10 protein-coding genes are annotated in these 12827 nt (G+C 45.3%); 7 read left to right on the top strand and 3 right to left on the bottom strand.

Features of this window, described 5'->3' with window-relative positions; all coding sequences use genetic code 11:
* Positions 1 to 27: 27 nt before the first annotated feature.
* Both B0H99_RS02465 and B0H99_RS02460 read right to left on the bottom strand, forming a co-directional pair.
* Entirely contained in the window at positions 28 to 960 is a 933-nt protein-coding gene (locus tag B0H99_RS02465; protein ID WP_106532054.1) for a PhzF family phenazine biosynthesis protein, read from the bottom strand.
* A gap of 113 nt (positions 961 to 1073) precedes the next feature.
* Complete coding sequence (locus tag B0H99_RS02460; protein WP_106532053.1) at positions 1074 to 1655, bottom strand: biotin transporter BioY; 582 nt, start codon at positions 1653 to 1655, stop codon at positions 1074 to 1076.
* 312 nt (positions 1656 to 1967) lie between these two features.
* On the opposite strand from B0H99_RS02460, the gene B0H99_RS02455 reads away from it, so the two are divergent.
* From B0H99_RS02455 to B0H99_RS02445, 3 genes are all read left to right on the top strand, one after another.
* Positions 1968 to 4334, top strand: a complete 2367-nt coding sequence (locus tag B0H99_RS02455; protein ID WP_106532052.1) for a M14 family zinc carboxypeptidase — start codon at positions 1968 to 1970, stop codon at positions 4332 to 4334.
* Between the two features lie 132 nt (positions 4335 to 4466).
* Positions 4467 to 6476, top strand: a complete 2010-nt coding sequence (locus tag B0H99_RS02450) for a penicillin-binding transpeptidase domain-containing protein (protein WP_106532051.1) — start codon at positions 4467 to 4469, stop codon at positions 6474 to 6476.
* Positions 6477 to 7172: 696 nt separating this feature from the next.
* Positions 7173 to 8000 (top strand): undecaprenyl-diphosphate phosphatase, encoded by an 828-nt coding sequence (locus B0H99_RS02445; protein WP_106532050.1) that lies wholly within the window; start codon positions 7173 to 7175, stop codon positions 7998 to 8000.
* A gap of 200 nt (positions 8001 to 8200) precedes the next feature.
* Here the strand turns inward: B0H99_RS02445 and B0H99_RS02440 are convergent, their stop codons facing one another.
* Entirely contained in the window at positions 8201 to 8917 is a 717-nt protein-coding gene (locus B0H99_RS02440) for an NAD-dependent deacylase (protein ID WP_106532049.1), read from the bottom strand.
* A gap of 312 nt (positions 8918 to 9229) precedes the next feature.
* On the opposite strand from B0H99_RS02440, the gene B0H99_RS02435 reads away from it, so the two are divergent.
* From B0H99_RS02435 to B0H99_RS02420, 4 genes are all read left to right on the top strand, one after another.
* Positions 9230 to 10108, top strand: coding sequence for an ROK family protein (locus B0H99_RS02435; RefSeq protein WP_106532048.1), 879 nt, complete (start codon positions 9230 to 9232; stop codon positions 10106 to 10108).
* Positions 10109 to 10279: 171 nt separating this feature from the next.
* Positions 10280 to 11095, top strand: coding sequence for an SDR family NAD(P)-dependent oxidoreductase (locus tag B0H99_RS02430; RefSeq protein ID WP_106532047.1), 816 nt, complete (start codon positions 10280 to 10282; stop codon positions 11093 to 11095).
* A gap of 11 nt (positions 11096 to 11106) precedes the next feature.
* On the top strand, positions 11107 to 12153 hold the full coding sequence (locus tag B0H99_RS02425; protein WP_106532046.1) for a ketopantoate reductase family protein: 1047 nt from the start codon (positions 11107 to 11109) through the stop codon (positions 12151 to 12153).
* A 19-nt stretch (positions 12154 to 12172) separates the two neighbouring features.
* Positions 12173 to 12823 carry a GntR family transcriptional regulator gene (locus tag B0H99_RS02420; RefSeq protein ID WP_181313550.1) on the top strand — a complete coding sequence of 217 codons (651 nt, stop codon included), beginning with the start codon at positions 12173 to 12175 and terminating at the stop codon, positions 12821 to 12823.
* Positions 12824 to 12827 lie beyond the last annotated feature (4 nt).

The raw sequence follows: 12827 nt of genomic DNA, 5'->3' as shown, positions 1-12827 counted from the left end.
GGCTGTTGTCGGCTTTTTTGATTTGGATTAAAATGTAGTGTCTTCAAGATAAAGTTGGCCTTTTCCAACAGTGACAGAAATTCCGCCGATTTTTACTTGCCGGAAGTCATGCCCGGTTTTAACAATCGTAATATCAACAAAACTTGGCCGGCCCATTTCCAGCCCTTGTTCACTGCGAATCGAATAGATACCGTTTTCCGCTTCAGGAATAACGGCATGCTCGACCAAATAAGCGCCAAGCGGCCCACTTGCCGCGCCGGTCGCGGGATCTTCGGGGATGCCCATTGCCGGTGCAAACATCCGGCTGTGGACGGTAGATGCAGGATGTTCGGTTTCTAGGGTGAAGACGAAAATATGTCGCGTTGCTTCATTCAAACTGAAGTGTTGTTCCCAAACATCCGAGCGGAAATTGATTTTATTGATAGCGGCAAGTGACCGGACCGGAACAAATAAAAACGGTACACCGGTGGACACGGTTTGGAGTGGAAGTTCCGTATTCAAATCTTCCGGTGTTAATGACAGCAACTCTGCAACTTGTTCGACTTTCGGAAAACGTTTGCCGAAAGAGGGCAGTGGCTGGATCATTTCCACTTTTGTAATAAGCCCCTCTTCTTTATAGACGGTTACGGGAATATCGCCGACTGCTTCTTCTAATATCCAATCGCTCACACCTTCTTTAGTTTGAATCAAATCTTGGTCAGCCAATAAAAAGGCAGCCCCAATGGTCGGATGGCCAGCCATCGGCAACTCCATTTGCGGTGTGAAAATACGCAGCTTTTTTTGATTATCCGGGTTGATGGCGGAAGAGAGGAACACGGTTTCCGATAAATTAAGCTCCCTGGCAATTTTCTGCATCATGTCAGTAGTTAGCGAATCGCCTTCGTGAAAAACGGCCAATTGATTGCCTCCAAACGGCACATTAGTAAATACATCAAGCAATGAATAATTTAATATCTTCATCGTGTTCCTCCTTTGACTTTTCCTTCTTCTCTTTTGTAGCAGGAAGGGCAAAAAAAGTCCATTGCAGATTTAATAAAAACCCTTCCGCAATAGCTGCGGAAGGGTTTAATCGATTATTTATATTTCTGGATAAGCGGCTTCAAGCGGAAGCCGAATATTCCGGCCAGAACCGCAAGAATCAAATCCTTCGGTAAGGGAACGACCATCCACGCCCAAGCCATTTTGTAACTGAAGCCTGCTGGTGCGGAAAACCACAATTTGTATGCGGCATACATCCAATTCGTTCCGATAAAGTAATTGACAGCTGTACCGACCAACGCAGCCCCGATAAATCCTTTACGGGAAGGAAAGCGTTCAACAATAGCGCCAGTGGCAAAAGCGACGAATACAAATGACACAATAAAACCGAAAGTCGGTGAAATCAACGTATCCATACCGCCTGAAAAACCTGCAAATACTGGCAGGCCAGCCAAACCAATCAACGCGTAAACGAGCATCGCCACGGCTCCGAGACGGCTGCCGAGAAGAATGCCAGCCAAAATGGCAAAGAAAGTTTGGAGTGTAATCGGAACCCCGCCGATTACTAGAAACGAAGAAATATTTGCTCCGATTGCCATCAGAGACGCGAACATGGCTATTTGCACAAGCTGCAATGTGCGTGAATGATTTGCCGATCTTGTAGCTGAAGTGGTCATAAGGTTTCCTCCAAGTTCCAATATAAGAAAAGTATAAACAACTGATTATTTTGAGTCAACTAAATTATGAAAAGAGTTAACACAAAACTTGAAGGAAATTGAAGCCACTATAAGTTCTTTTAATTTAACTTTTGAGAATATTTTACTACTTGCATAAAAGTATATGAGAAGAACTAATAAAATAAACCCTTTTCGCCTAGGAAGTCTTATAAATAATAGCCTAAAGGAATTATAGCATTTCACAGATTTTTAAATTAATATTATTAATGGTAAATATTTATACAAAAATTAGAATGTTGGAGGAACGCCTTAATGAAAAAAACAGTTAGCGGTTTATTGGCAATGAGTTTACTTGTATCGGCTCCTTGGTCTTCTGCTTTAGCCATTTCCCCAAATACTACATATGTAAATCCAGTTGAAGAAAAAGACGGCAGTAAATTCAATAGTGAGAACTATGATTTTATGAAATTTTCGGAAATTGGCCCCAAACTTCAAAAAATCGCGAAGTCTTCTAAACGAGTGAAAGTCGAAGTGACGGGAGAATCAGCTGATGGCTTCCCGTTATACGTTGTAACAATCTCCGACTCCAATTCGCAAGGAAAAGTAAATGAGAACAAAGCACTCCGCGAACAAATGATTAAAAATCCGGAAAAAGCGCAAGAGTGGATCAAAAAGAACACCGATTTCAAAGTGCCGATCATGATCAACGGCTCCATCCACGGTACAGAATTTATCGGCAGTGACGCAGTAATCCAGTTGATCGAACGTTTCGCTACAGGCAATGACGAAGAAACAAAAACGATCCTTGATAACAACATCCTTATTTTTAATGTTGTAGCAAATCCGGACGGCCGTGTAGATGCTACCCGCTTTAACAGTGAAGGCATTGACTTGAACCGCGATTTTATTACACAGTCACAGCCCGAAACACGCCAGACAGTTGATTTGATTACAGAGTGGAATCCAATGGTGTTTTTGGATACGCACGGTTACGTGAAAAATTACGCGCCGAACAAGCAAGGTCTGATCGAGCCATGTACGCCGCCGCACAACCCGAACTACGAGTATGACTTGTACAACAAATGGGCATATGGACAAGCGGAAGCAATGGAAAGCTCCATTATGAAAAACAAAGACGAATACGAAGGCGCTCTGTATAAGAATATGACAGGCACTTACGTTCCACAGCGAGATGATGCGGCGGGCTGGGATGATTATCCGCCAATCTTCACACCGATGTACGCGATGTATCACGGAGCCTACGGCCACACGCTAGAAGCGCCGACTAACGATGAAGACGGCGTGAAGTGGATGTATGATGCTATCATGGGCGCATTGCAATATGCGACAACCAACAAGCAGGAAATGCTGAACGATCAGATTGAAATTTTCAAACGCGGCCTTAATTTTGACCATCCGTACCATGAAGAAGGTTTCTTCCCGGAAGCGTATGTTCTGCCGGTAGATGAAAAAGATCCGACAGTTACAGAAAAAGCGGTCAACCATTTGATCTATAACGATATTGATGTAGTCCGTGCAACGAAGAACTTTACAGTAGAAGGCGTAGAATATGCAAAAGGTTCTTATATCGTCAACATGAGCCAAGTAAAAGCGGGCCTTGCCAATACGATGCTATGGGACGGTGAAGACATCACCAACGATACGCCATCAATGTACGATATCTCAGCTTGGAGCTTGCCGGAACTATGGGGCTTTGAAGCAGACCCAGTAAAGACAAAACTTACTGTTCCAACTGCAAAAGTAAAAAGCGTTGATGAGCACGGGACCCTTTCAGGAAAAGGTCCGTTTGTCATTCCAAACTCTTCAGTGAAAGCGGTCGAACTCGCTAACACGCTGCTGCAGCAAGGGATAAACGTACGACGTGACAGCGAAGGAAATTTCTATGTTAGCGGATCATTAAAAACAATCCAATCAGCTGTAAAAGCGTCCGGATTGCATATTGAAAGCGGCGTAACACCAGTTGGTGCAGAGAAGTTAACGAAATTGAAAGTTGCGCTTCTTGAAGACGGCGGCATGAACAAACAGCAAACTCATGCAGGTATGAACTTGGCTTTAGAGCGCCTTGGTTTTGATGTAACTGAACTATCGCCGGTAGAAGTAGCGGAATCAGGCTTGCAGTCGTACGACGCGTTTATCTACAACGGTACAGAAAGTCTGATTTCAACAAGATTAAGTGCGGCGAATCTTGAATTCGGTTTGCAGAATGCTGGGCAGTTTGCAGCGTTCAAGGAAAACGTCACGAACTTTGTAAAAGAAGGCGGCAAGTTTATTGCAGCAGGAGCAGGAGCTTCAAATGCAGCGAAAACACTTGGCTTGACTGACGCCGCTGTTAAGGTCGGAACATCGAACAGCAACGGAATCGTCAGCGTCGATTATGACGGCACCGGCATCACGGCAGGATATGGACAAGACGATATCGGCTTTGTTTACCGTCCTGCTTGGTATACGGGGGTAGAGGAAAGCGAAGTGATGGCGACTTACGACGAAAGTGATTTCTTCCTTGCAGGGCATTGGAAGGGCAACGAAAATGCAGCAGGCCAGCCTGTCATCATTCGCGAAAGCGATAAGGACGTAACTTTGATCGGCTTGGAGCCGGCTTTCCGTGACCACACGGACTACTTGTTCCGCTTGGTTTCAAATGCACTTTATACAAAATAATCAACAGCAAAAAGAGAGACCGAAATCGGTCTCTCTTTTTGCGTCCTCTATATTGGCACAGGAACACCAATATTATGGTGTTGTAATGGAGCATAAACTGGTAAAATAAAGGAAGGAAATGGAGGTCATTAAATGAATAAACGATTGCTCGGGGTCTTTTCCCTGTTATGTCTTTTTCTCCTCGGGGCTTGCCAGCAGCAAGCGACACCAGAGGACCGGCTGAAAGAATACATCGGCCAGTGGAATGACGGGAACTTCGCTGAGATGTACAGTGCTTACTTAAACCAAGGAACGAAAGATGCATATAGTACGGAGGAATTTGTTGAACGTCAAGAAAAATTGCAGGCGGATCTCGGTATTGAAAATGTCGAAGTGAGCTATACCAAGCCGGCTGAAGATACAGATTGGGATACGGAACAACCGGCAGACTTTCCGATTCAAGTGAAGATGGAGACGCTTGCCGGTCCTGTTGAATTTGAGAAAACGTTGACTTTGCTCCATGAGACGCAGGAAGAAGAAGAGGGCTGGTTTGTTGAATGGGACCCATCCTTCATTTTTCCGCAGCTGGAAGCAGGAGACAATATCCGCATTTCCCGCACAGAAGCTGCACGCGGGGAAATTGTGGACCGCAACAACAATGGAATTGCTGTAAATGGCAGCGGATTTGATATCGGCATCGTCCCGGAGTCATTTACAGATGAGTCGAAGAAAGAAGAATTGGCCGATTTGCTCGGCATTACAACTGATTTTATCGATAAACAATTGGCGCAGAGCTGGGTTCAGCCACATTACTTCGTGCCGATTGCAAAGGCTGCAAAAACGGAAAAAGAAGTATTGGAAAAAACCGATGAAATTCCAGGAGTTGCCCATCAAGGAACCGACATGCGGGAATATCCGTACGGCCAAGCTTTGTCCCATTTATCCGGCTATATTGGCGCTATTACAGCAGAGCAGCTTGAAGAGCGGAAAGCTGACGGCTATACGGCCAATGATTTTATTGGCCGTCAGGGCCTCGAAGCACTATTGGAAGACCGTCTGCGCGGCAGGGATGGCTTGAAAATTTATATTGAAAAGCCTGCCGAAGGCGCGGAGCCGATTACAGTAGCCGAACAGCCTGCAGTCGACGGCGAAACGGTGAAATTGACCATCGATGCCGAGTTGCAAAAAACAACTTACGAGGCCATGGAAGGCGAGCCGGGAACGAGTGCCGCAGTGGATCCAAAAACCGGTCAAACATTAGCGCTTGTCAGCTCCCCGGGATTTGATCCGAATGAGTTCATGCTCGGCATCAGCGGTGACCGCTATAAAGAACTTCAGGAAGATCCGCGGAACCCGATGTTCAACCGATTTACTGCAGGTTATGCGCCGGGATCGACGATCAAGCCGGTAACTGCGGCAATCGGCATGGAAGCCGGTACGCTCGACCCTTCAGAAGGATTGGAAATCAATGGTAAAACGTGGCAAAAAGACGAATCGTGGGGAGATTACCGCATCACCCGCCTTCACCCCGAAGCACCAAATCCGATTGATTTAAACAAAGCGCTTGTCTATTCAGACAATATTTATTTTGCACGCCAAGCGCTCGATATGGGCAAAGATACGTTTGCTGATGGATTGAAGCAATTTGGTTTCGAGGAAGAAATGCCTTATTCTTACGGCATGAAAAAACCTCAAATCTCGAACGAAGGAACGATCGGTTCTGAAGGGCAATTATCGGATACGTCATTTGGACAAGGCCAAATGCTGACGAATATCTTGCACCTTGCTTCGATTTACGAGCCATTAGTGAACGATGGTACGATGTATAAACCGACTTTATTTTTGGATGAAGAAGACAAACAAGTATGGAAAGACGGTTTAGTGAGCGCAGAAAATGCGAAAATCATCCGCCAAGGCATGCGCAATGTAGTGGTTGACGGATATGCAAAATCGGCCAATCTGAAGTCGGTTCCGCTGGCCGGCAAAACCGGTACAGCCGAACTAAAAGCCAGCAAAGATGAAGAAGGCGCACAAAACGGCTTTTTCGTCGCTTACAATTCCGAAAATCCGGAGTTTATCATTGCCATGATGATCGAAGGTGTAGAAGACAATGGAGGCAGCGACTATGTGGCTGGCTTTGTCGCAAAAGTTTTCAAGGAATAAAACCTCAGAAACCCGCTTCCTTTACAGGAAGCGGGTTTTAAAATTGCCGAAGAAATTCTATTCGATATTAGATTGGAAATTGAGATCACGCTTGCTATTCCGTCAAACAGCTCCGCTTGCCTCAGGCTCGCGCCGAACTAACTCAGGTCTGACGCCCAAGTGGATTTCGGCACTTCGCTATCCCGATGGCGTCTCCGCTGTTTAGCTCCATAGCTAAAGGTGCATAGTGCATGGGTAAAGAAGAAAAAAGCAGCAAGTTCCGGCCTGTTTTGGTCTTCTGTCGTTTCTTTATTCGCTAAGTGATTCATCAGTTTGAATGGAGCGGAGGCCGGCGACTCCAGCGGGAAAGCGAGCGAGTTGAGACCCTGGAGGCGCGAAAGCGCTGAAGCGGCTCAACGCTCGCCCGCGGAACGCGTCCGGCTGGAGTGGAATGAACAGCTTGCCAACTTTCTAGACAGTCTGGAAAGTCTCAATCTCTTAACTAGAAGCGGATTTTTTATACAAAAGTGCAAAGAAAGATGTATCCTAACCAGCAGTTGTATCGTCTTTTAAAAGAGGCTTGTGATGCCAAGAATTTGAGGATAAAAAAATGTTCTCAGGCTAAAAAAGTCTAGCCAATTAAGCACTTGTTTGTGTAATAATAAGGATTAGCGGCGACGAAAAATCCGCTTCCGCAGAAAGAGGGAAAAAAGGCAGATGGAATTATTCGATTTATTAAAAGCACTGATTTTGGGGCTTGTAGAAGGCCTGACCGAGTTCGCTCCGGTATCTTCAACCGGACATTTGATCATTGTTGATGACATGTGGCTCAAATCACAGGAATTTCTAGGGAAATACCCGGCGAATACATTTAAAATTGTCATCCAATTGGGTTCGATTTTAGCAGTTGTTGTCGTATTCTGGAAACGCCTTTTCAGCTTAGTCGGCTTATATAAAATAGACGGACAAAAGCAGAGCGGCCGTTTTAATTTGCTGCACGTCATTGTCGGCATGCTGCCGGCAGTTATTCTTGGTTTTGCTTTCAAAGATTTTATCGATGACCATTTGTTTGGCGTCGAAACGGTAATTTATGCGCTTGTGGTTGGAGCAATCCTGATGATTGTTGCGGATAAATTTGGTCCGAAAAATCCAACTGTGAACTCGCTGGATGAAATTACATACCGGCAAGCGTTTACGGTCGGCCTTGTGCAGTGTTTGTCACTGTGGCCAGGGTTCTCGCGTTCCGGCGCAACTATATCGGGCGGTGTCTTGTTCGGTTTGAATCACCGGACGGCAGCAGACTTCACGTTTATCATGGCGGTACCAATCATGTTCGGGGCAAGCCTGGTATCTGTGTTGAAAAATCTAGATCAGCTGTCGATGGATTATTTGTCATTTTACGTGGTCGGCTTTATCAGTGCATTTATCTTTGCCTTAATTTCGATCCGTTTCTTCTTGACGCTGATTTCGCGCATCAAACTTATGCCTTTCGCAATTTACCGTCTTGCTTTGGCGGCAGTTCTTGCTTTTATTGTCTTTATGTAACAAAACAGAAGAGGTGCTTCCTTAAGTCTGCGAGCAGCAGGCAAAGGAGCACCTCTTTTATTTCTCAAAAAAAGGAGGTTCCATATTTTTCTACATGAAGTATTATCCTCTCATATGAACATTTTAGGTTACTACATGGACAATCGCAGTTTATCGCAACAAACGGACCTTTCTATAGATAGATCATCCATTTCTATCTACTATTTTAAGTAACCATCCCATTCTTCCAGTACATCTCCAATATTGCGGTCATGCAGGACTTCATCGGCATAATGGTCAAATTGAGTCGGTTCGCGATTGACGATTACGACACGTGCGCCGCCTTCTTTTGCAATGAGCGGAAATTGGTTGGCAGGTGAAACACTTAAAGAAGAGCCTAAAACGATAAACAAATCAGCCCGGTTTGCTTCTTGCAGTGCCATTTCAAATGGGGTTTCCGGCAGCATTTCACCAAAGAGCACAATCGAAGGGCGCAGGGCGCCGCCGCAAACCGCACACTTGCTGGTTCCACCCAAATATTCGTCACTGCTGTAGGTGTTGCTGCATTCCTGGCAATAGACGGTCTGCAGCGTTCCATGCAATTCAGCAACGCGGCTGCTGCCAGCTAATTGATGAAAACCGTCGACGTTCTGTGTAATGATCGATTTTACAGATCCCCTTTTTTCCCACTCTGCCAAAAAATAGTGGCCTTTATGCGGACCATACTCCTGCAACCCCACCATTCTGCTCCGATAAAATTCGGTGAATTCTTCCGGGTTTTGATACAACGACTGAATGCTTGCAATTTTTGCGAAGTTTTTTTGTTCCCACAATCCTTGATTTGCTGATCGGAAATCGGGCAAACCGCTTTCTGTCGACATGCCCGCCCCTGTAAACACCACAGTATAGGAAGAATCTTGCAACCAATTCTTGATCATGCGCCACCCTCCTTAGAGTTATATGGAGTATTTATACCCGGTTCAAGAGACTTTAATGTTCATGAAGAAGAAAGGACTTTCCGCCAAAAAAGCGAATTTAATCAAAAGATATGGCAATGGAAGGTTTTGGTAGAGGGGGCGGCAAGATGTCGTTGCAAGCAAACCTTATCATCTAACTGATGGAGTGCAAATCAGGATTGGTTATAATCCGAAAAATTACAAAAGCAAGCAGCATCCATATAGGGTATATTGTTAATAGAACCGAATTAAAGGTTGATCTATCAAAATGCAAACAATGAAAAGAGGGTATTCATGGTTAAAGTATTGGGTGTCGACATTGGTGGAACAAAAGTGCGGATGAGCGTTGTAGACGATGCAGGGGCTATCACGTTGGACGAGAAACTGCCTACACAGTTTCCGCTTTATCCGTATTTGGAAGAACAAGTTTTGCGTTTTTTAGAGCTGGATCCTGAGATTGAAGCAATTGGAATCGGTACGCATGGTTTTGTCGATCCAACACAAGGAAAAGTGATTTACGCAACCGAAACCTTGCCCGGTTGGACAGGCACACTTGTCAAAGAACAATTAGAGCGGGCGACTGGCAAACGCGTTGAAGTTGAAAACGATGCTAATGCTGCTGCACTTGCAGAAGCAAAGTTCGGAGCGGCAAAAGGCTACAGCCGGACTGTTTGTTTAACGCTTGGCACCGGCTTGGGCGGAGGCGTTATTTGGGATGGCAATCTGCTTAGCGGAGGCAAGCACGGCGGGGCAGCGGAATTGGGACACATGATTTTGTATCCAAACGGAGTGCTTTGCACATGCGGCCGTGAAGGCTGTTCTGAACAATACGTCTCTGGAACTGCACTCGTGCGTCGAATAAAAGAAGCAGGTTTGCAGATTACTCCACAGGAACTTTTTACAACAGCCAGCACCAATCCGGAGGCGCAAAAAGTGGTGGACGGATTTACGAAAGATTTGGCACTTGTCATCAGTTCTTTGCAAGCGGCTTTTGATATGGACATCGTAGTGATCGGCGGAGGGGTATCAGAGTCGGCGGAATTTTGGTGGGACCAACTAAACCGACATTTGGAACCGCTTTTATTAAATCCAGTGGAAGTCAAAGTCGCGCAATTTGAAAACGAAGCAGGCATTCTTGGCGCCGCTTTGCTGGTGTTGGATGAAAACAAATAAAAGTTAAACAGATCTGCAAGCCTATTCATGGGCTTGCTTTTTTATTTGGTGTTTATTAATCCAATGCAGCAATAAAGACTGAAATAAATTTACTGAATATTTAAATAAGTTATTGCTTTTCAAAAAAATGACGCATATAATAATAAAAAATTGCGAAATGGGGCCGTTCATGTGGGGCAAAGTGTTAACAGTTTACAGTTAACTTTTGAAAATCGAACAGTGGTCGTGACCGGAGCAGCCCATGGCATCGGAAGGGCGATTTGCAAAGAGTTTGCGAGCCGCGGCGCGCACGTTGCAGCAACCGATATATTGAACGAGCCGCTTGAACACTCAAAACTTGAAGTGGAAGCAGCTATTGAAGCTGCGGACACAAAGGGGAAAATTAAGATTTATCGCTGTGACGTAACCAATTCGGCTGAAGTAAGCTCTCTGCTTGAACGAGTAGCGGCCGACTTTAAACAGATTGATATTTTGATCAACGTTGCAGGAGGCGTAGCTGGACAAGTGCATCAGCCAATTGAAAAAGTGACGGACGAAGAGTGGGCGAAAGTACTTGATATTAACTTGACATCGGCTTTTTACATGATACGTGCCGCAACTCCGTATATGAAGAAGAACGGCTATGGAAGAATCGTTAATATTTCCAGCGGAGCAGGAAGAAGCAGCAGTTTGACTGGCATTCAAGCTTATACGAGCGCCAAAGCCGGCCAAATTGGATTGACCAGGCAAATGGCACGGGAACTCGGGCCATTTGGGATCACGGTCAACAATATAGCTCCGGGATTTGTATTATCCAATCCGTCCACACAAAAACAGTGGGACGCCATGACAGAAGAGGCCCAAGCAAATTTGATAGAAGCTATTTCGATCAATCGGTTGGGCACGCCGGAAGATATTGCCTACCCGGTATTGTTTTTTGCATCAGATTTCGCCCAGTATGTCAGCGGACAAGTAATTTCCGCGGATGGCGGATTACAACTTTTTTAGGAGGCGGCAATATGGCGATTACAATTATCGGATCTGGTGCAATCGGTGGGGTCTTAGGAGCTTACTTGGTTCGTGCAGGCGAAGAAGTGGCTTTTTGCGACATTGCTGTAGACCATGTCGATAAAATAAATAAAGATGGCCTGACGATCGAAGGGCCGGAAGAAACGTTTACAGTTCAAGCGAAAGCCTATACCCCTCAGCAATTGATAGAAAAAAATGAACCGCTTGGCCTTATCTTTTTATGCGTAAAAGCTCATCATACCGAAACCGCATTAAAACCGTTTTTTCCGTTACTGACTAGTGCTACTCAGGTGGTTTCATTGCAGAATGGCTTATGTGAACGCCAAATTTCAAAAATGGTCGGTGCTGAACGGACAATCGGCTGCTTTGTCAATTTTTCGGCCGACTACTTGGAACCCGGCCGCATCCTTTACGGAGGGGTTGCTTCTTTATATCTTGGAGAGCTGGACGGAACGATTTCTGCTCGCATCCTCCGCTTACGAGCAACTTTGCAAAGTTGGGGGCCGGCGAAAGTTACGGATAATATTTGGGGATATTTGTGGGGGAAATTATCTTATGCAGGACTTTTATACGCGACTGCGCTAGTTGATGAAACGATGGCTGCTGTTGTCAGGAAAAAGGAGTTGCGGGGAGCATTGATGGAGTTATGCTCAGAGATTTTAGAGACTGCTGATAAAGAAGGGGTGTCCCCGCTTGGCTTTGACGATTGGGACCCCTCTCTCGTCTATCCGCGAGCACTGCGCCCTCAAGAAAAACTGGATGCCCAGCTCGATAAGCTTGCTGAGCGGATGGCTTCTAATAAAAAGACAAAAAGCGGCATTTGGCGGGACTTGGCGGTTCGGAAACGAAAGACGGAAGTGGACGCCCAATTAGTGCCGATTTTAGAGATTGCCGAAAGCCACGGAATCCAAACGCCTTTGCTTTCAGCGTTGGTTTCCGCTATTAAAGAAATTGAAATAGGCAAACGGCAAATGAGCTGGGACAACTTGTATGAACTTAAGGAAATTTACGAGTCTTTGCCGGAAAAGGCCAGTTGAGATAGGAGGGGGAAAGGCAATGATTCTCGATCACCGGACACTTTCAGATGACGTCGCTAAGATAATCAGAAAAATGATTTTGAACGGAGAACTGAACGCAGGAGAACGTATAAACCAAGCCCGTTTGGCGGAAAAACTCCAAATTTCCAGAGGGCCGGTACGGGAAGCATTAAAGCTCCTCCAGAATGAAGGCTTGATCAAACACGAAACCAACAAAGGAACTTTTGTTGCTACACTCTCGCAACAGGACGCCTTTGAAATTTATACGCTTCGCGCATTATTGGAAGGTGAAGCAGCTCAGCTGGCGATAGAACATTTAACCGAAAAGGATCTTAAGAAATTAGAACGATTGTTGGAGAAGTTCCATCAGGCAATGGTGGAGCAGGATTTAGAAAAACAAGCACAATGCGATATTCTTTTCCACGGAACCATCGTTAGTGCATCCAAACATAACCGATTGATCAGCATCCACAAGCACATGGATACCCAGGTAGGGGCTATGTTTTTGACAATAGCCAATCAAGTTCCTCTGCGGGTGGAACAAGTCGTCTATAACCACCAAGTGTTGTTGGATGCTCTGCGCACAAAAGACTGCCAAAAAATCCAGAAAACTTTTTCAGACCACTATACCGCTGCATTGAAAGACTTAGCTAAAGTAGCTCAATCATAAAGCG

It is taken from the genome of Planomicrobium soli (assembly GCF_003014655.1).
In the GTDB taxonomy this organism is placed as follows: domain Bacteria; phylum Bacillota; class Bacilli; order Bacillales_A; family Planococcaceae; genus Planococcus; species Planococcus soli_B.
The sequence above is the reverse complement of the archived record's forward strand: the minus strand, read 5'-3'. Positions and strand labels throughout refer to the sequence as shown.